General features: G+C 62.4%; 17 protein-coding genes. 5 read left to right on the top strand and 12 right to left on the bottom strand.

What is annotated here, in order from left to right; genetic code table 11:
- Positions 1–29: 29 nt before the first annotated feature.
- The 6 genes from Q0072_RS20365 to Q0072_RS20340 form a co-directional block, all read right to left on the bottom strand.
- The gene (locus tag Q0072_RS20365; RefSeq protein WP_298333609.1) at positions 30–362 is read right to left on the bottom strand and encodes a type II toxin-antitoxin system PemK/MazF family toxin; all 333 of its coding nucleotides are present in this window, start codon (positions 360–362) and stop codon (positions 30–32) included.
- Entirely contained in the window at positions 359–616 is a 258-nt protein-coding gene (locus tag Q0072_RS20360) for an AbrB/MazE/SpoVT family DNA-binding domain-containing protein (protein WP_298333607.1), read from the bottom strand. Before Q0072_RS20360 ends, Q0072_RS20365 begins: the two co-directional genes overlap by 4 nt.
- 52 nt (positions 617–668) lie before the next feature.
- Positions 669–989, bottom strand: coding sequence for a hypothetical protein (locus Q0072_RS20355; RefSeq protein WP_298333605.1), 321 nt, complete (start codon positions 987–989; stop codon positions 669–671).
- Complete coding sequence (locus Q0072_RS20350) at positions 982–1,233, bottom strand: hypothetical protein (RefSeq protein WP_298333603.1); 252 nt, start codon at positions 1,231–1,233, stop codon at positions 982–984. Before Q0072_RS20350 ends, Q0072_RS20355 begins: the two co-directional genes overlap by 8 nt.
- Before the next feature lie 286 nt (positions 1,234–1,519).
- Positions 1,520–2,164, bottom strand: a complete 645-nt coding sequence (gene radC, locus Q0072_RS20345; protein WP_298333601.1) for a RadC family protein — start codon at positions 2,162–2,164, stop codon at positions 1,520–1,522.
- Between the two features lie 351 nt (positions 2,165–2,515).
- Positions 2,516–2,848: a response regulator transcription factor gene (locus Q0072_RS20340; protein ID WP_298333599.1), complete on the bottom strand. Its 333-nt coding sequence runs from the start codon at positions 2,846–2,848 to the stop codon at positions 2,516–2,518.
- Between the two features lie 234 nt (positions 2,849–3,082).
- Between Q0072_RS20340 and Q0072_RS20335 the strand changes: the two genes are divergently transcribed.
- A complete protein-coding gene (locus tag Q0072_RS20335; RefSeq protein WP_298333597.1) occupies positions 3,083–3,244 on the top strand; it encodes a hypothetical protein in 162 nt (53 codons plus the stop codon).
- Between the two features lie 236 nt (positions 3,245–3,480).
- The gene (locus tag Q0072_RS20330) at positions 3,481–4,368 is read left to right on the top strand and encodes a hypothetical protein (RefSeq protein ID WP_298333595.1); all 888 of its coding nucleotides are present in this window, start codon (positions 3,481–3,483) and stop codon (positions 4,366–4,368) included.
- Between the two features lie 224 nt (positions 4,369–4,592).
- Here the strand turns inward: Q0072_RS20330 and Q0072_RS20325 are convergent, their stop codons facing one another.
- The 5 genes from Q0072_RS20325 to Q0072_RS20305 all read right to left on the bottom strand — a co-directional run bounded on the left by Q0072_RS20325 (position 4,593) and on the right by Q0072_RS20305 (position 14,538).
- Entirely contained in the window at positions 4,593–5,498 is a 906-nt protein-coding gene (locus Q0072_RS20325; protein WP_298333593.1) for a DUF2493 domain-containing protein, read from the bottom strand.
- A 291-nt stretch (positions 5,499–5,789) separates the two neighbouring features.
- Positions 5,790–10,052 carry a bifunctional class I SAM-dependent methyltransferase/DEAD/DEAH box helicase gene (locus Q0072_RS20320; protein WP_298333592.1) on the bottom strand — a complete coding sequence of 1,421 codons (4,263 nt, stop codon included), beginning with the start codon at positions 10,050–10,052 and terminating at the stop codon, positions 5,790–5,792.
- Positions 10,053–10,143: 91 nt separating this feature from the next.
- On the bottom strand, positions 10,144–10,761 hold the full coding sequence (locus Q0072_RS20315; protein WP_298333590.1) for a hypothetical protein: 618 nt from the start codon (positions 10,759–10,761) through the stop codon (positions 10,144–10,146).
- 73 nt (positions 10,762–10,834) lie between these two features.
- Complete coding sequence (locus Q0072_RS20310; RefSeq protein ID WP_298333587.1) at positions 10,835–12,916, bottom strand: ParB/RepB/Spo0J family partition protein; 2,082 nt, start codon at positions 12,914–12,916, stop codon at positions 10,835–10,837.
- 443 nt (positions 12,917–13,359) lie between these two features.
- Positions 13,360–14,538 carry a DUF932 domain-containing protein gene (locus Q0072_RS20305; RefSeq protein WP_298333585.1) on the bottom strand — a complete coding sequence of 393 codons (1,179 nt, stop codon included), beginning with the start codon at positions 14,536–14,538 and terminating at the stop codon, positions 13,360–13,362.
- Positions 14,539–14,867: 329 nt separating this feature from the next.
- Here Q0072_RS20305 and Q0072_RS20300 point away from each other — a divergent pair, with 329 nt between their 5' ends.
- Positions 14,868–16,406 (top strand): hypothetical protein, encoded by a 1,539-nt coding sequence (locus Q0072_RS20300; RefSeq protein WP_298333583.1) that lies wholly within the window; start codon positions 14,868–14,870, stop codon positions 16,404–16,406.
- A gap of 7 nt (positions 16,407–16,413) precedes the next feature.
- Here Q0072_RS20300 and Q0072_RS20295 read toward each other — a convergent pair whose 3' ends face one another.
- Positions 16,414–17,742, bottom strand: a complete 1,329-nt coding sequence (locus Q0072_RS20295; protein ID WP_298333580.1) for a DUF1173 family protein — start codon at positions 17,740–17,742, stop codon at positions 16,414–16,416.
- 185 nt (positions 17,743–17,927) lie between these two features.
- Here Q0072_RS20295 and Q0072_RS20290 point away from each other — a divergent pair, with 185 nt between their 5' ends.
- Positions 17,928–18,887, top strand: a complete 960-nt coding sequence (locus Q0072_RS20290; protein WP_298333578.1) for an AAA family ATPase — start codon at positions 17,928–17,930, stop codon at positions 18,885–18,887.
- 5 nt (positions 18,888–18,892) lie between these two features.
- The gene (locus Q0072_RS20285; RefSeq protein WP_298333576.1) at positions 18,893–19,843 is read left to right on the top strand and encodes a ParB/RepB/Spo0J family partition protein; all 951 of its coding nucleotides are present in this window, start codon (positions 18,893–18,895) and stop codon (positions 19,841–19,843) included.
- Positions 19,844–19,867 lie beyond the last annotated feature (24 nt).

Here is a 19,867-nt window from a genome sequence, read left to right as displayed (position 1 = left end):
CGAACGTTCGACAATGATGCAGCCCAGCCTCAGCTCACCAGCGGTGCCACCCGCGCCAGCACCTCGTCTACGACACTCTGCGGCGCCCTGCCGATCAGTTCCAAATCACGTGCCGCATGGTCCATGCTCTTGATGTGGTCGGCCAGTACTGCGCCCTTGACGGCTGCACCGGCGGGCAACATGACCTCGAACGGAAATCCCTTCACCTTGGTGGTGATCGGACAAACGATGATGACACGGCTTTTGGAATTATAGACCCGCGGGGAGATTACCAGAGCAGGACGACGACCAGCCTGTTCGCTTCCCGCTTGAGGGTCGAAGTCGATCCAAATCAGATCGCCCCGATCAACGGTGGTCTTCACATGGGGTCCCATTCAACCACCTCCGCGCCCACTGGCCGCACGTCAAAGGTTTCATCCGGCAAATTCTCCGGCGTCATCAAGGCCACCAGTTCTTCCAGCGTATAGCGCGGCCGCGCGGCCGTGATCACGAGCCCAGCCCCTGACACCTCCATGTTGACGTCGCTTCCCGCCGACAGGTTCAACTGCTCAGCGACTGCTTTCGGAATCCGGATCGCGAGGCTGTTGCCCCACTGGGCAAGGGACGCATGCATCATTTCCTCCAAGGCCGTATCTACATTGACGATACAACCGTATAGGCGCCGGTGTCTACAGTGTAGATACATCGTGTCCGACCTTTCTCACGGTGCTGCGGGGATCGATGGCATGCGCGATGTGTTTCGAATAGACGGCAACCACCCGCCAATAGGCACCCATCATCGCCTTCCCGCCGCGCCAGCATTTTTCACCTTCGGCGGCGGCTTGGTCGGCGAGTTGGCGCAAGAGGGTTCCCAGCTGACGGCGGATGTCTGGCGGGATCTCTTCGATCATTCCCGGCGTTGCAGGCAGCCGCAGGACGGGGTTTCGCACGTCCCGGCGGGAACTGCGCATTATGGTGCGAGCGGCTTGCCCGGTTTCGTCTTTACTCACCGGATAGTCCTCCCTCGGCGGTCGCCAGAACCTGAGCCGTATCCAACCAGGTGTCTCCAACCTCAACCGGATAGATGGAGACCAGCGCCTCTTCGCTGGCTCCATCGGAGAAATTCACACGCACCGTTTTCTCCTCGGTGCCCTGCACGTCAAAGTCGACGATAATGACCTGGATGTCCGCAGGGCGATCCGAGCAGATATGCTGGATCAGCCCACCGTCCATCGTGATGACGATCCGGTTCATAACAATGTTCCTGTCTACGTTATGTCGAACGTTCGACAATCAAAACGGTGGCAACCCACCCTCTACAGGGGCGAAATCGGAGACGGTGCCGTTCCATATGCGGCCATCCTGGAGATGAACGCGGACCCAGCCGGTGCGCGAAATGGTGCGACCCTGGATGGTGACGACTGGTGCGAAGCCTGTGATCACGCCCGGGTGAACGCCGAAGCTGTAAACCTCCACCGCGTCCCCAATACGGAGAAGTGGCAGCGGCGATGGCGCATCTTGCCTCATTGCCCGGCCCCCGTCATAGCAAGCCGGACGATTTGAAGCTGGTATAGGCCCCACCCGCCCCAACGATGATGTGGTCATGGAGAACAATCCCCAATGCCTTCAGAGCGGCATCTACAGAGCGCGTCATGTCGATATCGGCCCGGCTTGGGTCTGGCGCCCCACTTGGATGATTATGAACCAGGATCACGGCCGCGCATTCTACGAGCAGCGATAACCGAGCAAGCTCGCGAGGGTAGCAGGGAGTGTGGTCGACCGTACCACGCTGAACTTCCTTGTCGAGCATAAGCCCGTTCTTGCGGTCGAGGAATAGGACGCGAAAACTTTCGACCGTTTGGCCGGCATAAGCCAGGGCGACATAGTCCAGCAGCTTCTGCCAGGATGACAGCACCGGTTTGCCAACCAGTTCGCGGACCCTCACCCGCCGACAAACTGTCTGGAGCAGGCGGACCCGTGCAACATCTGCCGCTGTGAAGCCGGCGAGAACGAGCTGGAGATCCGTCGCTGAAAACATTCCCCAGAGGTCACCCAGCGTCTGGCAGGGGCCGGCGTCGATCCCAAGGGCGAATGCCATCTCCATGAGGAGTTGATCGTCGGTCATGCGATCCGGGGCCGCGTTCTTGGCCAAGTCGATCATTGTGATGGGAAGCTGACAGTCCATCTCTCTCACTCCAGGAAGGGGTCACCTCCTCCCTGACTGCCCTCCAACTCTACCCGAAGAGGCTGAGCTGCCGACTGGCCCCTGGCACCGGTGCCCCCGGCGGCGTAGATGTCCGCGGCTGCCGACGGTGGGCGTCCTTCGGGGGGATTGCCGCATGCAGCCGCAGCAGCTCTTGATAGGTGAGCACTGCACCATCGACCTTGTGGTTCGCACCGGATCGATAGACGGCCTTCCCGCTATGGCGCAGGGCCACCACCGCCTGATGGAGATCGATCGCCTCCGGCCGGGCGTCTACCTCCTTGCGGTGACGGACGCGTGCTGGCCCATATCCCAAGGGCAGAGGGACTTCCTTCATTCCTCTGGTGCCTTGACAGGGGTAGAGGCGACCGTGGGCGCCATGGCAATGGCTTGCGTCCGGTTCTTCACGCCCAGAGCCTTAAAGATGGCGGTGATCTGGATCTTAACGGTGCCCTCTGTGATGTCCATGGCGTCTCCGATCGCCCTGTTGGGCAGCCCCTGGGCCATCAGGCCCAAGATCTGGCGTTGACGTGGCGAGAGTTGCTTGCAGCCCTGCGGCCGCAATGCGCTCGCCGGCACCGGCCCCAGTGAGGTGTTCAGCATCTGGTCTTGGGCCAGCGGCTGGCCACAGGTCGGACAGTGACGCGTTTCAGTAGGCATTGCCATGGAACCTCCAGGATGGGGCGAGTGGCGCCCGGACAGGATATGCGAAGATCGCTGCATTGGTCTTTTCGGTATATACCGTAAAAGCATTCCGTGACAATTCGGTATATACCGTATTTGCAACCACAGGCTCGGCCTGGCCCCTGTAAGCCCTTGTCACACATGGGAGTTGCACCGTCGGATGTGGTCCGGCTATCAAGGCCCATGGCCAAGCCACGCAAACAGACGGAGAGGCTCTTGCTCCCCCTGCCGCCCGGCACCAAGGAGCGGCTGGACAAGGTTGCCGGCCCCGGTAGGAAAACTGTTTTCATCCGGGATCTGGTGCTTCGAGAGCTGGATGAGCTGGAGCGGGCTGAGAAACTGGGCGGGATCGACATCGACGCCGGCTCTGGCCCCTAAGAATATCTGACCACCGATCCGCCCGGCCCGCCTGCCCTACGCGCCAGCCCGAGACCCGGCTTTGCCGGGGCTTGGCAGTCCTTGGGGTCTAGGGTGTCCCGAAGGGGCGCGCTGGACCCTTAGGACTGGTACCGCAGGTCGCGGCGCCAGCGCCGCGATCACCGCCCATTTGGGCGGTGACGCCCCCTGCCCTCTTCCTTCATACTTGCTTTCCCGCCTTCCAACACCGACCGGCCATGTCAGAACCCGATAATCAAGCCGCCCCAACGGGCGAAGTTCCTGAGATGCGGGTTCCGAAACCGCCCCTCCTCCCGGAGGTGGCGGAATATGTGGAGAAGACCATCCTGGACGGGCTCAAGCGCGAGCTGGACCAGGAAGAGAACGTGGTCCGCTCGCTGCCGTTCTTCGCTACTTCCATGGCGGCGCTATTGGCCTTGCTCGGGCTGACCCGTGAACCCATATCAAAAGCTGAACCTGGGTTGCTGCTTTGGGTGATCCTGGGTCTGGTGGGCTTGATTGGAGTCGCCCTGGTCGCGATCATCATCCTGATGTTCTTGGCCACGAAGCGACAGTCCCAGGACCTGCTCATGCCGGAGAAGGACCTGATCGCTCATGCCAGACGCTTGGAGGAGACCTATAACGACATTGCTGAGGACAAAAGGCGGGCTGAAGCTGTTCGCGCCAGCGTGCGCCGTGACATCACGGAACAACTGGCGGCGTATGCGCAGGAGCTACGCGGGATCAATGTCTATCGGCTGGCACTCCGCGCCCGGATGTTCAGCCTACTGACGGCAGCGGTGGTCTGTGCGACCCTGTTGATCAGTGCTATTATCTTCTTGGAGCGTGAGGAAAGGACCCGAGATGAGCAGCGCAAAGGAGTTTCGTCTGAAGTTGTCGGAACGTCAGAGGCAACGGCTGGCGAGCTTGAGCGGCAAGTTCCAGATCCAGACGGACGTTCGCCGGGGACCTGTGTTCCAGCGGAAGGAACCAGTTCCTCCGGCACCGTTGACACTGGAAACCAGCCCCTGGGGTGCAAGGATATACCAGGGCAAACGCTGACACCCGCGCCTGAAGGTGCCACATTGCCCACCCAAGGTCATTCCGATCCCGAAGGGCGACCATGAGCCAGTCACCGCCTCCCCCTCCCCCTCCCCGCCCGGAGCCAGTGCCACCGCCGCCGACGAATGTCTGGAAAAGCAACCCGCCACTGCCGACAAAGGCAGGCAGCTGATAGCAGCAGATGTGCTGCGGCGGGGTCGGGTTTGGGGAGGGGCGGCCCACGACCCTCCCATCGGTCGCTCGCGACCGTCGACCAACCACCGACGACGGTCGCAGGAACAAGGGGACTTCACGCCCCCCCCTCCGTGCGCAGGTCCCAGACGCTGATGCCACGGCGACGGCACCCATCGAACAGGTTGCCGATCACACCTCCACCATTAAAGAGCACAACGCCCTGGGGCATTTCGGCCAGGAGCAGATCATTGCGCTTGAAGGGTGCCGCACCCTTGTGACGGTTCCAGTCCGGCTTGAAGGGAATGCGGGTCACGCCGCGGTTGGCCGCCCACCGATCCGCGATCAGTTCGGCGCCCTTCGCCCCGCCATGGAGCAGGACCATGTCGGGATAGCGTTTGCGGATCAGATCCAGTCGGTTGAACAAGGCATCGACATCCTGGTACTCCGGCCCACCGATCACGGCGATCTTGGTGCCAGTGGGAACCATGGTTTGTGTCTGGGCCGTGCGCCTCGCGGCGATGAACTCCTTGCTGTCCAGATAAGCAGCGGTCATGTGCCTGTTGTTGACCTGGCTCCCGGTGCGGGGCCGCCAGACGCTGCCCGTGTGAACCTCGAACAGCTCGGCCGCCTCGTCACGCATGGCCTCCATCCAGTTGCGGCGCTCGATCATGGTCCGCCCAATGGCGATCAGCTTCTCCAACTCGGTGGCGGCGACCTCCGACCCATCTTGGCGCTCCTGGGCGGCCCGCTGGTCAAGTTCGTTGCGGTCCAACTGGACCTCCAGCCGGGCGGCGTAGCGATGGAAGATGTTCACGATCCCCGACACGAGTTCCTCAATGTCCGGTTCCATCCGCGTGCCCTGGAGTGTGGCCACCACGGCATCCACCATGTCATGGACAGCACCAAGGGAGCGGTCATCCTCGGGCATCGGTCGGGTGTCGATCTCGTCATCGCCGGGGCGCAACCCGAAAAGCTCGGCATCGTCGCAGAAACGGGCGGTGGCGGTGTGGATATCGGGCATTTTGGCGTCTCCATCTACAGCCGCTCTGCGCGGCCTTCGTGGCGACGGGCAACGCCTCCCCTGTCCGGCTGCGCACCGCCTCTGGCGGCCGTAGCTTCAGCGGAGGACCTGGTTGGAGGAGCTATTTTGCTTCGCGATGCAAAGCTGGATTTGTCGAACGTTCGACAAATCCAGCGGCGGAAAATAGCTCCTCCAACCAGGTTGCGCCGAAGGCAGGGAGAGGCGTCCGTTCGCCCTCCAGAAGGCGAGCGGAGCGGCCTCCGGATGAGACCGCTCCCCTGCCCTACCCCACTACGCCGCTGCCTTCTCGTCGATGACCCGCGCCACGGGATGCCGGCGCACGATTGCCAACAGCACCTCCGGCTTGTCGATCGGAATGAAGAAGCGCAACCGGTGCGAGATGATCTCCGACATGCAGCCGGCGGCTTTCAGCCACTCGCGGTCGGTATCCGACCAGCCCGAGATCTCGATGCGGCCTTCGTGCATCACCTTCACGCGTCGCACCAACAGGCCCTGGACCAGTTCGAGTGCAAGGCGACCGGTGCGGATATCGTCCCAATGACTGGAAGGGTCGACAGCCACAACCGGACTGTCGCTGAAGCTGCGCCAACCGGGCGGTACCTGTCGACCAAGCAGACGCTCGCCATCGTCGGTGGTGAGACGGTAGACCGCCGTGGTCCACCCAGGCAGTTCGCGCCAGATCGGCAGGAGCAGGCCAACCACCATGTACCGCGACTGTTCGACATACAGCGGGAGTTCAGCGCATTCGGCAGTCCAGGCGGCCCGGAACTCGGCCACCTCCACCTCGCGCCAGTAGGTCTCGGCAAGCTGGGCGACCGCCATATGCTCGGTCTCTGCCGGCCGGATGAGGCGGAGCCTGGGCGGAAAGCTCCCGTCCTTGGCCATAAGCGTCGGCGCGTCGACCACCAATGCCGCCCGACCGGTGCGGTCATTGATCATGGCGCGACCATCACCCCGCACTAGGCGATGCAGAACCGTCTCAATGCTGACAATCTCAGCGTGGCGGCGCTCCAGGACCTGCACCAGTTCGGTGCGGGCACCGGTGGCGGCATGCACCGCAATGGTCTCCCGGCGCTGGACGGTGAAGCTATCTGCCCGCAGGACTTCGACGCCGGCGTCATAGGTCCCCGCAGCGATTGCGGCCTCTATGCGCGCCTCGATCCCAGCCTGGAAGACCGCGAAGATGTCGTTCTGCATGGCGATGGGCAGGGCCAGCAGCCTGTTCAGAAACGTCGTGATCGGCGGCAGTTCGTCCTTCATGCCCGTCTTTGTCGTCAGTTTCAGCCCGGTCATCGCCTCGAACGCCCCAATGCTGACGCCGGCGACCTGGCCATCGACGAGCTGGCGGTAGAGTTGTCGCAGGGCATCCCGGCCATAGTGTGTTTCCAGGTCATCTTCGGGCCGAAACAGCCCCTGACCACCAGTCTGGCGTTGCCCTTTGGTAAGAGCGCCCAGGGCATTCAGACGCCGAGCGATCGTGCTCAGGAACCTCTTTTGCGCCGCCACATTGGTCGCCAAGGGCCTGACGATGGGTGGCATGGCTTGGTTCGTCCGATGCGTTCGCCCGAGCCCCTGAACCGCGACGTCGGCCCGCCAGCCAGGTTCGAACGGGTAATGCACCCGCTGGTCCTGGTTCGCGCAGGCAAGGTCCGCATGGTATGAGCGGCCAGTGCCACCGGCTTCACTGAACATCAACGCCCGCTTGCGGCGTCCCATGAAGGCGTCGGCCTCCTCCAGATTGGCCATGCCCGACCGGCTTTCGACCCGCAGCTTGTGGCCATCCCGCACGATGCGGCGCTGACGACCGGTGACCTCCGCCACCACATCGGTCCCGAAATACTGGATGATCTGGTCCAGGGCACCAATGACCGGGGGCAGGGCGGCGATCTGCTCCACCAGCTGCTGGCGCTGACGCAGCGCCTCTTGACAATGGACGATCGTGCCGTCCTGGGTAACAGGCACCGAGACCACGGCGCCGGCGGCTGTCTTGACCTCGCGGTGGAGCTGCGTGGGAAAGGCTGCGGTCAGATAAGACAGGACGTACTCGCGGGGCGTCACGTCAACCTGGAGATCATGCCAATCTTCTGGCGAGATCTCCGCGAGCCGTCGTTCCATCAACGCCTCTCCGGTGCTGACCAGTTGGATGACAGGCGCGCGCCCATGGGCGAAGTCGTCCTCCATCGCTTTGATGAGCGTCGGCACGGCCATCCCGCCGATCAGGGCGGCGAAGAACCGCATCTTCGTGCTCTCAAAGGCGCTGCGCGCAGCCGCAAGTGCGGCCCGGTTGCGCGTCGTGCCGTCCCGGTCAACAACACCGGCCGACATGAGAGCCGCCTCCAGGTTCTGATGGATAACCACGAATGCGTCGGCATAGGCATCGTAGATGCGGATCTGCTCGGGTGTGAGGTCATGAACCATCGGCTCCACCTCGACACCCTCGAAGCTCAGGCTCCGGGCACAGTACAGCCCCAAAGCCTTGAGATCGCGTGCCAGCACCTCCATCGCCGCAACACCGCCGTCCTCGATCGCTGAAATAAAGGCCGAGCGCGTTGGGAAGGGCGCATCCTCGCCACCCCAAAGGCCCAGGCGCTGCGTGTAGGCGAACTTCACCACCGACGTGCTGCTCGTAGCCGATACATAGACTACACGCGCGTTGGGCAGTGCATGCTGGAGCTGCAAGCCCACACGCCCTTGTTGGGACGGGTCGCTGGCCCGCTCATCTTCGTTTTCGATGGTGATAGCATTCTGCAGCGCATGTGCCTCGTCGAGTGCAATCACACCGTCAAAGTCAGGCCCCAGCCAGTCCAGGATCTGCGCGAGCCGCGAGCGGCCTACGACGCCAGAGCCGGACCGCAGGGTGGCGTATGGAACAAAAAGAATGCCCTCCGCGAGGGTGATCGCCGTTCCAGGCGCGAAATTGGCCAGCGGCGTGACCAGGAGCTTTTCCATACCCAAGGCAGTCCAATCCCGCTGTGCGTCCACCAGGAGCTTATCCGACAGGGACAGCCAGAGGTGCCGACGCCGGCCCTTCAGCCAATTGTCCTGCAGGATGCCGCTAACCTGGCGGCCCTTGCCCGCGCCCGTGCCATCGCCGATGAAATAGCCGCGGCGATACTGCACCGCGCCTTCAGTGCCCTCCGGCACCAAACGCACGTTGTCACACGTCTCGTCAGCCTTCCACCAGCCCCCCAAAAGCTGACCATGCGCTTCGCCGGCATAGATCACGGTTTCGAGCTGGGGTCCCGACAGCTTCCCGGCACCGACGACATGGGGCAGGAGATGGGGTCGATAGGTGGGCACCGGCGGCGCCACGGCCGCCATGGCCGCCGATTGGACCAGTTTGTCGGGATGCTGATGGGCGCCGGGGATCCGGATCGACTGTATGACATACGGCTGATAGACATCGCCCTCCCGCTCGGTACTGGTCGCCTGTTCGTCGGCCGGGACATAGACCAACTCCACGCCAGCCGGCGCCGGCGTCGGTCGCACCGCCCTACGCTGGACCTGACAGCGCTGCGGGATAGCCGCAGCGCGTGCCGATGGCGCACCGTTGCCGCTCGGCATCGACAGCTCCGCCCTGGCTGGCAGGGTCTGGGCCATGACCGCGAACAGTTGCCGCAGATCCTGCACCTGGTCGATCATGCACTCCTGGGCCGACCTGGGTGTCACGCGGTCAATCACGGTCAGCCTTGTATCCACATTGGTCCCATGGGCCGCAAAGGCGGAAGCGGGCAGGGGGGCAGAGAACGTGATGCTGCCAATGTCGCGGATCCGCGAGAAGATGTCTGCAAAGGCCGGGTTCGTGGGACACTGGTTGATACCGGTCAGTGCAACCAGGCGGCCGCCAGGAAGCAGCCGGTGCAGGGCCGCGAGGATATGTACCAGGCCGACGTCACTGGCGTGGCGGCCGCCCGCGGTCACACTGAACGGCGGGTTCATCAGAATGACGCTCGGCCGCAGGTCCTGCGGCAGCAAGTCGTCGATCTGGCCGGCATCGTGCCCGAAGACTGCCGAAGTGGGAAACAGCCCCTGTAGCAGACGCCTGCGCCCATCGGCGAGCTCGTTCAGGATAAGGCGGGCGCCGGCGACGCGGGCATGGATGGCCAGCAGCCCGGTCCCTGCCGATGGGTCCAAGACGACGTCCGACGACCGCAGATCGCCTGCGGCCGCGCAAGCCAGGGACAGGGGCAGGGGAGTGGAGAACTGCTGGCGGAGCTGGCTCTCCTCCGACCTGCGGGTCTGGGTTGGCAGCAGTTTGGCCAGACGCTCCAACATGGGGAGCATGGCCACTTGCTCGCCGGCGCGCCGCAACATGCCGGGCCCATGCTTGTCCAGGAACAGGACAAGGGCGGCTTCACAGGCATCATAGGCCGACTTCCAGTCCCACAGGCCCTGGGCGTCCGATCCGCCATGGGCATCTTCCATGGCTGCCCGCAGAATGACGGCATCGACGCGGCCGCCGACATTCAGGGTGTTCAGGATCCGACGTGCGGCATTCAGCAGCGGCGAAGCGGGCAGGGGAGTGGCGATCATGTTGGCGTCCTCGGAATGGAGTGCCGGCACCCTCCAGCGGTACCGGCTCACCCCCTCCCTGCCGTCCTCCCACTCTGCCGCCACCGCAGCGTCACGCCGCCAAGGTTGGCCCTGGCCGCAGGTCGATCTGCCGCCAGACGTCGGATGCCCGGACGCCTCCCGGATAGCTCTCTTGTTCCAAGGATCGGCAGCATATCCAGCGGCCCAGTTCGTCACGGTCCAGAAGATCGAAGGTCCAGCGCCTGTGCGCCACTGGCCTGTCCGTGACCGGCTCGCTATCCCTGGCGGTGAGGATCGCAAAATCCTCGCGCTTATGGGCGCTTGGCTGAAAGCCATCGGCCAGCGTCACCGTTCCTGACACTGCCATGCTGCGCTGACGGGCCTCTTCGGGGAGGATCGCCGTGGTCAGTCGCGTGCGCGTCTGGCGGATGATGGCCTCCGGCGTCGTCTGTCGCATGCCCCCGAGGCGCAGCATGCCGCCGGCCGCGTCGGCCGCAATCTTGGTCATCTCGGCGATGACCTCATAGCGCGCCCCGAACGCAACAGCTTGCCAGCGCCGCGCCCGCCGATTGCTGACGTCGAAGACATTGCTGCAACCGATCTGCGCGAGAAGCAGATACTGTGTCGTAGAACCTTCCCACGCGGAGACGTGGGGAATGCCTTCCGGGAACTGGATGGCCTGCATTTCGAAGATGATGGAAGCGCCCATGATGGCCTCCTGTCTGGACAGTTCTTCAAAGGGAACGGGGCCCGACCTGCTTTCGCGCGGCCGGGCCAGCCACTCATTCAGCGGCGATCGCAGGGGGCAGACCCTCGACGGGAGCCGCCTCCGCGTCATCGGCACCATCGGCATCACCCGACAGGAAAGCGGGCAACGCGTCCTCCTCGTCCTCTGACGCCGTCTCGATCTCAACCGCGTCCGGCCCAAGGCGCAGGGCCAGGGGAACCCAGCCGGTGTGCGCAAGCAGGCGCTCCGCCTCCGCCGCCATCGGCCCCTTCTTCATATGCTCAATGCGCCCGGCCATATCAGCCCCACACGCCTCGCGAACAGCGCTCTGGATGTGCCCCTTCGTGACCCGCTCCAGGTAGTTCGCTCTTGTCGGCCGCCACTCGCTGGACATGTCGAAGGCAATGCGTTCGGCGATGGGATCGGCGGGTGCGGCGGCATCACGCCGAGCGGCGACGGTGATCCCATAGCTCAAGAGGTGCGCCAGCAGCGCAAACTTGGCGTCCATTTCCAGGCCTTCGACCCAGGCCAACACGTCATCAGTCTGCACCTGGCTCCGCCAGTGCTGGTCGCGCTCCTCGATCGCCAGGGCGCTGTCCAGATCCTGCATCCCAGGAGCGGTGACCGGCAGATAGCCGTCCCCGACCCGAACGTCCAGCATGTCCTTGCTCCGCCGCACATATCGCCGGACCACGAGTTGGGCCAACATCACGTTGAAAGCGACGTCAGGATGCTGGGCGAAGGCATTGCGCATGCCGATGGTTCGCGTGGCACCAAGCTCGGAGACGAGCGTGCTGGACAGCGGCCGCTCGACATTCTCCATCTCCTCGGGGTCACCGGTGGGCACGGCCGCCGCATTGTCGAACGTTCGACAATCCGCGCCCACATCGTCCGCCCCGTCACTGATCGCCGCTTCCGGCTCTTCCTCCTGAATTTCGTCCTCCGGCCGGACAAAGCCCTGGCGGAGGTTCAGCTCGCCCTCGCGGGTGATCGACACGAAGCAGCCGGCCATGACCATCTCGTCTGGCAGATAGCTCCCGCCCTTGTCTTCCAAGGCCTGGATCTCTTCCTCCAGCTCGGCGAGGTAGGCGTCCGCCTCGGGACCCAGGTCCTCGTCCGCGTCAACCTCCGCCAAAAGCTCGTCGCGCTCCGCATTGAGCGCCATGAGCCGCTCCTGCTCCAACTCATCTCGGCCGCCGGCGACCAGCTGCCGGAGGCCGTAAGTCGCGTCGAATGGGAAGTCCGTTGCAGCCTCAACCCATGCCCATCCCTTGGCCTTCAGCGTGTCCGAGACCTCTGTCAGCTTCGCTTGGACCAGCCCATTCAACAACACGACATCGACGCACCATGCCTCGTCTTCGGTCGAGAATAGGTCACGGTCCACACGTCCGCCGGCTGCCTCATATGCATCCAACGTGACGAACCGTACCCGCTTGTCAGAAGCCTTGATCGACTTCTCTATCAAGCGGCGGCGGATCTGCGGGGGCGTCCGATCAAAGTGACCAAGGTTGCGGATGGTCTCCCATACCTGAAGCTGGCGGTCCTGGTCCTCCGCCAGTGCGAAGGCCATTACCTGATCCAATTGGATCTCACCCGCCTGGTACATATCGAGGATGTCCGGCGCCACCCCGGCCAGTCTCAGACGTTGCTTGACGATCTCTGCCGTGACGAAGTGGGTAGCGGCGATGTCCTCGACGGACTGCCCTTCGTCACGCAAGGTCTTAAAGGCGCGGAACTGGTCCAGCGGATGAAGAGGCACGCGCATCGCATTCTCCGCGAAGCTGTCGTCTGCCGCACTTCCGCCAACTTTCACGACCACCGGGATCAGCGACTTCTGGTCGAGCTCGCCGGCACTGACAAGGAGCTGAAGCGCGCGATAGCGACGACCACCGGCTGGCACTTCGTAGACACCGCTGGGTGACCCGTCTTCGTTGGGCACCATACGGACGTTGAGCGATTGCAACAGTCCTCGGCGTTTGATGTCAGCCGCGAGTTGCTCGATGCTGACGCCGTTCTGGATGTTGCGGACGTTTCGCTGGCTCAGCACCAAACTATCGAAAGGAACGTTCGTGGCCTGTGGCAGGGCGATGACGTTGCTGGCTTCGATTGCCGGCTTGGCGGTACGACGACGGCTCATGTTTCGTGCTCCTGGATCTGGGCGCTGGGAGCCTCTCTCCCAACTTCTGCCCTTCACCCGGCTCCTGCCGCCCTCTCACTCTTCCCTTGCAGCTTCACCCCGCAGCCCCAGTCTGTCGAACGTTCGACAAACCACAGATGCGCCGGCCTGCCAAAAGACGAAGGCCGCAGAACGTTGTCGTCCTGCGGCCCAATGCGGTGTTTCATCGTCTCAGGTGAAATGCCCATGGGGACCACCCATGCACCCGGTCATTGGAATACCGGGCACTGCGGACGGGTAGCCGTGTCTTGCATCCTCGCGACCAGCATCGAAGGCACGGTGCAGGTCCCACCTCAACTCCCATTCCACAGCGAACGCTCCAAACTCGTATCCTCGTTGATACGCTTCACGGCGTTCAGCCGCCTCACCTTGCGCACCAGCGTTTCCCATTGTGGCGGCTCCTTTTAAGCGCTGACGCGCGACATGAGCGCCTGCGCCCGCTTCTCCTGGTCCAGACGCGCATCCTGCTGGGGAACCGAACGTGCCCGGGCCGTGATGCCCTGGACAAAATCCAGAATGCTCTCGGGGGGCCGCCCCTCTTCCCGGACCACAGTCTCAATGATTTCCCTGGTCTCCCTGGCGCCGAAGCCCCGCCCGATCAGGAAGTCACGGCGCTCATCATCGGTGCGCGCAACCACCGCCTCGCGGGCCGCCTTGATCCCGCGAACGAAGCCCTGCGGGCTGCTGTTGGCGAAGTGCTCCAGCGCCGGGGCCGCCTGGGCGCTGAAGCGGCTCCCAGCGAATTTCGTGTGGCGGATCCGAAGCTGCTCGAACTGCTCCATACCCCAGATGCAGCGGTTCTGGCAGACTCCACGCAGATAGAAGGTGGCGATTCCCAGCGCACGGGACCCGACCTCGCTATTCCAGGCGTAGAAGCCCCTGAAATAATAGTCGGGGTCGCCGTTCGGCAGGCGACCCGCTTCGATGGGGTTCTGGTCGTCGACAAGGAAAACGAAGACATCGCGGTCACTGGCATACAGCGTCGTCGTGTCCTTGGTGATATCGACGTGGGGGTTATAGCGCATGCTGCTCCAGTCGATCTGGCCTGGCACCTTCCAGCGCGTATCCCCGACACCATTGCCGGCGATGCGCTGGATGGCCTCCACCAGCTCGGCATCCCAGACCCGGCCATAAGTCTCCGACGTCGCACAGCGAAGCTCGGGCCTTCCATCGTCGAACGTCATTGTCTTGATCAGTTCGCGACGATCAGACACCAGCCCGTGCTGCAGATTGATTGCCGCCAGCGTCGCCGGTAGATCCCGCAGATAGCCCGCCGGGGCCTGCACCAGGCTGCACAACTGCCCGAAGGACCAATTCGTCGGTTCGACGGGGTTCTGCTCTTGCGGCAGATAGAGCGAAATCTTGTCCGGGTCGGTGCGGCTGGTCTCCAACCGGATTTTGTCCGCAGACACCGAACGTACATCGGCTATCCGCCGGCGCCGATCGACCGCATCGTAGAGACTATTCAGGTCCAGGAAGCGCTGGTCCTCGGGACGGCTCCACCACTGGCTGGAGACGGCCGTGCTCATCGTGCCGCGCGTCGGGTCGATCTTGAAGCTGCCGGGGGGGTGCATGGCATTCATAGCGAGTATCCTTCTCAGGCTAACCGCGCGTTGCTCTCTCGCCCCGCGCCAGGTTCACCCCTCCCTGCTGCCCTCCCACTCTGCCCCCGCGGCTTCACTCCCCGTGCCAAGGCTTGTCGAACGTTCGACAAAGTGCCGCGAGGGATCGTCACCCGAATGGGCGGAAACCCGCCCGCGGGGTTCCGTGGAGCGGCCAGTGGCCGCGGAATAGAGCCCGGTCACGCTGTGCGTGACGCGCCTGCCCGCTCACTGCGCATAGGACTCCCGGGACAGAGTTGACCGCTTCTGCAATTGCCCCAACACTCGGATTGCAGCACAGGAGCAGCGGGATGATTAAGCGGCATTATGAACCGGACTGGGCCAGCTTAGCCGAAACCATGTTGAAAGGGGCCGCACAGCTGGTTGGTGGCAACGTCAATCGCACCACCAGCGACAGGTTCGGTTGGGACTGCATCATCGAGTTCGATCAGGGCGAGAGTACCCTGCCGCCAGACTTAGCTCCGCCAGGCCCAGCTATGTTGGTCCAGGTTAAGTCGAGCCGCTCTCGGGAGCGTCAATGCCGAATCAAACTGTCCAATGCTTTAAGGTACGTGCAGCACCCACTGCCCTATTTTATTGTACTTGTGGGTTTTCAAGACGGTCCAGAAAAACCAGCGATCTACGTCAAGCATATCTGGAAACCCCTCTTTGAGCAGATACTTGGGGCCGCCCGGCAGGCACATAAGGAAGGGGTGCACTTACACCGCCGACAGATCGTCATTAAATTCGACGAAGAGGATCGGGCCGACAATGATGCCGTGAAGTTCATGGTTGAGACTGTAGATAGCTTCGGCCACTGCTACACGAAGGATAAGCAAGCTGCCGTGTCGGCCACTGGCTATAACGACGTGGTTGCTGTTGGTAACTTCACAGTGGGACCCAATGTTGATCCGCATACGCTTGTTGATGCCTCACTGGGTTTGATCGACGCCATCGACGTCCGAAGCTTCCAGTTGAGCGACGCGCGCTTCGGCCTGGCGGGAACCGTCCCCATCATCGAGGGCAAAGAGGGCCTAGTATCCTTTCGTCCCCATAAAGTAGCCGAATGCACCTGTGTTCTGAGGCGTAAAGATACCCGGGAGCAGATATCCTTTGACGGCGAAGTTTATGCGCCGACAATACCCAATCTCCCTAGGGAGTATTGGAAGCTCAGGATCACCACACCGTTCCTCAATATCGGCCTGCGGGTGGGCGGTTCAACGACCAGCGATTTTTCAGTGTCTGTTGATACAGAGATGGGCCTTTCTTTCAACCAGCTTGTTGAAGCCGCCACCTTGCGGGCATGGCTCGGCCACCATCCTCTTACGCTTCAAGTCTGGCTGAATGGACGAGTTGTCTCCCAAGGTCATATGGGCATTGATGCATCTATTAAGCCGGATACGTGGTCGTCGGTGCACGAATACTTGAGGTTATTATCTTCTCTAGCTCCAGCATCACAAATACCAAAGGAACCAAAACTCTCTGTCATGCAAATCGTCGATTCTAGATACAGCTTAGAACAGTTCCGTAGGGTAGTCGCTGGTCCAGAACTGGAAATCAGTTTCCAGTTCGATTCCGATCCCATCGGTCATGATGTCAGCCATTACATTGCGCCGTACCATATTGAGATTGGAGAAATATGCTTCCTGGCAATTGTCGAGCGCCCCATTGCGAGCAGCGACTACAGGGATAGTACGGTCACTCTTGCTCTTGGGCCCCCGGACATCCTGCATGGAGCAATCCTGCGGGGGAGGGCGGAGGACCATGCTCGCTACATTGCGACGGAGATTGATCAACTGCCGGATCGACCCGGCCACAACGCACTTAGGTTCGTTCCTTGGTCGCCGTGATCACGCCTCAGGGACGCACGTTCCGTAGTCGCTTCGGCGGCAGGGCAGGGGGCTTGTCATCCCTGCTGGCGTCCCACTCGTAGAGGGGAGCATCGGGGTAAAGCTCTTTGTATTGCTCGATCTTCGTCAGACGGCGCGCGTCATAATCCGCATCGTCGCGGCCCCACACTTCGACCGGAAGGAGGGGCGGCCCACAGTCGGTCAACAGGAAATCCGGGAACAGGACGTCCTCTGTCGCGTCGTAGCGCAACGGCTTCACAAAGGATCGCTGCTGCTCTACCAGGAATTGGGCCATGGTCAGCTCATAGGCACTCTCCACGGGTATCCATTGCTCGCTGATGGCCATGACGGCGCCGGCGTCAGCCTCAAGCCTGGTCCAACCATCCTTGGGCCTTTCTTCAATGCGAGCGTGGAAAAGACCGACCGCCCGTTCCCCTGGAAAAAGCGTGCCGGCTCTGAGGCGGCCAAAGACCGGGAACATGCGCGAGAGGCCGTCCAACAGCTTCAGGGATACCTCCAGATTGAGGCGCTGATGCGCGAAGCCGTCGACCACGATCCGATAGCCGGTGACGGTCTCTTTCACACCGCTGATTGTCCCGATCACCAGGATCAGACGCCGCTCCTTTGGGGTGGATTCCGCATGACGGTTATCCAGCACCCGGGCATTCCGACGCGCCATATCCGCATAGTGGGGCTTGGGCATGTCATTGAATCCGAAAACGGCCACATCGTCGATCAAGTCCCTCGACGCCTTCACCTTTCGGGCGGCCAAGACCAGATGATAGTGGACGACACCGCTATGCCTCTTTCCGGCCATCCCTGGCCGCCAGTGGTTAAGATCAGCAGTTTGCCAGAGCAGATCCAGCGCACCTCGCGTGGTCATCGCCGTCTGGGACCGGCGTCCGGTCGCTGGCGTGCCCGCCGGTGGCGGCGTCGCCGGCGCTTCATTGGGCTGCAAGTTCTGACGCAGCGGTCGCCGCAGCTTCACCTTCAGCGTACCGTCGTCCAGCGTCTGAACTACGCTGATGTCATAGCCATCCAGGCCGGACGTCTCACGCGGCAGCTCCCAGAACTCGCAATCAGTCGTGTGGGCAGGGCCAGTGTTGGGATAACGGCCCAGGTGGTAGGTTCCTCCCTTTTCCCGACGGGAAATATACAGCTTCGTGTTTGTGACGTCGGCGCCTTGGCAAAGGCAGAAGACTGCACCTTCGCCTTTGACGCGGCCGTGATGCTCGACCATGGCCCCCGTGAACGCGGCACTTTTCACCTTCCGGTCGGAACCGCTGAAGACCTGGCCGTCGGCAAATCGGACATCATAGGAAGTGCGGTCCGACATGGCATGCCTCCGGGTGTGGGGAAACCTCGATATAGCATGGTTGAATCCAGAGCGGAATCTACCATCGGCTTCGCGCGTCCGATGACAGCCACCGGAAACGAAGAACAAACAAGAAACTGACTTTACGGTTTCCATAAAGTATGGTGTATTTTGGACAAGAGATTGAGGCTTCGTGAGGGTGTATAATGAACTACTCTGAATGCATCGGTCGCATCCGCAAGCGTCGCGGTTGGACCCAGAAGCGGCTGGCTGGTCAGATCTCGCGCCAAACTGACCGAAAGTACAATGACACCAGCATATCTCGCTGGGAGAAAGCCAGCGAGCCGGTTCCAGACGTTGTTCAGCGCTGGGTAGATGGAACGTTACGGGCCCGTGTCATTACCTTTGCCAATCAGAAGGGCGGGGTGGCTAAGACTACCAGCGCGGTCAATATCGCCTATGCTCTGATGAAGGCCGGATACAAGATCCTGCTCGTCGATGGAGATCCGCAGTCAAATGCAACCATGGCTGTCGGCCTTGACCATGTCGACTTGGATGAGAAGCGGCTCACCATTCACGATGCGCTGTTTGAGGATCGGCGGCCGCCGCTGGTCGATGTGATCGTGACCACCGCGGACGGCTTGGATGTCCTGCCAGCGGGTCCCCGCCTCAGCCGTGCCGAGAAATCCTCTGCTGTGCTCCCCGGCGCTCCGATGAGGTTAAAGCTGGCCCTGGAGAGTGTGCGAACGGATTACGATTACATCGTGATCGACTGCCCGCCGAACCTGGGCATCATGACCACCTCCGCGCTGGCAGCGGCGACGCACGTCTTGATCCCCTGTAGCACGGGCCGTTTCGATCTATATGGCGTCGCCATGTTCCTGCCGGAGGTTGCCGAGGCCCAACAGTGGCTGAACAATGAGTTGAAGGTGCTGGGACTGCTGCCGACCCGCGTCAACGCCCAGCATCAGGTGGACCAAGCGCTGCTCCGGGAGATGAAGGAGGAGTACGGGGAACAAATGGAGGTTTTTGCGCCCGTACCTGCCGTCACAGACATGCAGAAGGCTTGGTACAATGGCAAGATTCCGCTGTCCGTCGTGCGCCGTGATCACCCGCTGGGAGTCTATCACGATATTGCCGCGCGTATCATTGAACTGACGGAGTAACGGTGATGGCTATCAAACTCAAGGCGGGAGGCCCTAAGCCTCGACCTCCTGTCTCTGGCACCGCTTCCGGTGTCTTTCGCAGTGATGCGCCGGGGCCGCGATTTCTGCAGGTCGATCTGGACCGGCTGACACCGAAGGCGGACCAGCCGAGACGCATGTTCGACGCCGAGACGCTGGAGCAGCTCGCCGACAGCATTCGGCGCGTCGGGTTGCTGCAACCGCCGCTGGTTCGCCCCCTGGATGAGCCCGGCACTTATGAGGTCGTCGCGGGCGAGCGGCGTTGGCGGGCTGCCAGGATGGCGGGGTTGACCGTCATTGATGTGTTCGTCACCACCGGCGATGCGGACGAGATCGCGCTAGTTGAGAACATGCAGCGCCAGGACCTGCGCCCCATCGAGGAGGCCATAGCCGTTGGAGCCCTCATTGCCAAGCACGGGTACACCCACGAGGTGGCCGCCCGGGTGCTCAACCGCGGGCGGCAATGGGTCACCGATACGCTGGCACTCTTGACTCTGCCACCGAAGATCCAGCAAGAGGCGCTGGAGCATCCAGACGTCGCAGCGAACCTTCTCATCCAGATCGCCCGTATGGATCCAGGTCCGGTGCAAGAGCAGGCGTGGACATTGGCGAAGGCCGGTGAATTGACTGTCCGCGCTGCCCGGGCTCTGCGCCAGCCCACGCCTCGCCCGAAGGTACCCGCTACGCCGCCAGCTGCGCCAGCCCTGACGACGACGGCACCGGTCGAGCCGATACCCTTGGGAAATCAGGTGGTTAATGTGGTTGCGTCGACAGAAGTCCCGCCAGCCTCTGAGCAGCAGCAGATCGTAACCTCCCGCACCATCAATCGCGCGGCCGAGCTGCTACGGGCGCGGTTCATCCGGCCCGGCCTCACGCAAGAGGAACGGAAGACCCTGATCGCTCTCAAAACTGAGATCGAACAGGCGTTGGCACGATAGAACTGGCACACATTGCGGCGTCTG

It is taken from the genome of Asticcacaulis sp. (assembly GCF_027484505.1).
Taxonomy (GTDB): Bacteria; Pseudomonadota; Alphaproteobacteria; order Caulobacterales; family Caulobacteraceae; genus Asticcacaulis.
The sequence above is the reverse complement of the archived record's forward strand: the minus strand, read 5'-3'. Positions and strand labels throughout refer to the sequence as shown.

Bases quoted from the DNA above. Each gene is read 5' to 3' on its own strand.
- Q0072_RS20360 (WP_298333607.1), bottom strand. From the start codon at position 616: ATGATGCATGCGTCCCTTGCCCAGTGGGGCAACAGCCTCGCGATCCGG.
- Q0072_RS20350 (WP_298333603.1), bottom strand. From the start codon at position 1,233: ATGAACCGGATCGTCATCACGATGGACGGTGGGCTGATCCAGCATATC.
- radC (WP_298333601.1), bottom strand. From the start codon at position 2,164: ATGGACTGTCAGCTTCCCATCACAATGATCGACTTGGCCAAGAACGCG.
- Q0072_RS20340 (WP_298333599.1), bottom strand. From the start codon at position 2,848: ATGGCAATGCCTACTGAAACGCGTCACTGTCCGACCTGTGGCCAGCCG.
- Q0072_RS20330 (WP_298333595.1), top strand. From the start codon at position 3,481: ATGTCAGAACCCGATAATCAAGCCGCCCCAACGGGCGAAGTTCCTGAG.
- Q0072_RS20325 (WP_298333593.1), bottom strand. From the start codon at position 5,498: ATGCCCGATATCCACACCGCCACCGCCCGTTTCTGCGACGATGCCGAG.
- Q0072_RS20320 (WP_298333592.1), bottom strand. From the start codon at position 10,052: ATGATCGCCACTCCCCTGCCCGCTTCGCCGCTGCTGAATGCCGCACGT.
- Q0072_RS20315 (WP_298333590.1), bottom strand. From the start codon at position 10,761: ATGGGCGCTTCCATCATCTTCGAAATGCAGGCCATCCAGTTCCCGGAA.
- Q0072_RS20310 (WP_298333587.1), bottom strand. From the start codon at position 12,916: ATGAGCCGTCGTCGTACCGCCAAGCCGGCAATCGAAGCCAGCAACGTC.
- Q0072_RS20305 (WP_298333585.1), bottom strand. From the start codon at position 14,538: ATGAATGCCATGCACCCCCCCGGCAGCTTCAAGATCGACCCGACGCGC.
- Q0072_RS20300 (WP_298333583.1), top strand. From the start codon at position 14,868: ATGATTAAGCGGCATTATGAACCGGACTGGGCCAGCTTAGCCGAAACC.
- Q0072_RS20295 (WP_298333580.1), bottom strand. From the start codon at position 17,742: ATGTCGGACCGCACTTCCTATGATGTCCGATTTGCCGACGGCCAGGTC.
- Q0072_RS20290 (WP_298333578.1), top strand. From the start codon at position 17,928: ATGAACTACTCTGAATGCATCGGTCGCATCCGCAAGCGTCGCGGTTGG.
- Q0072_RS20285 (WP_298333576.1), top strand. From the start codon at position 18,893: ATGGCTATCAAACTCAAGGCGGGAGGCCCTAAGCCTCGACCTCCTGTC.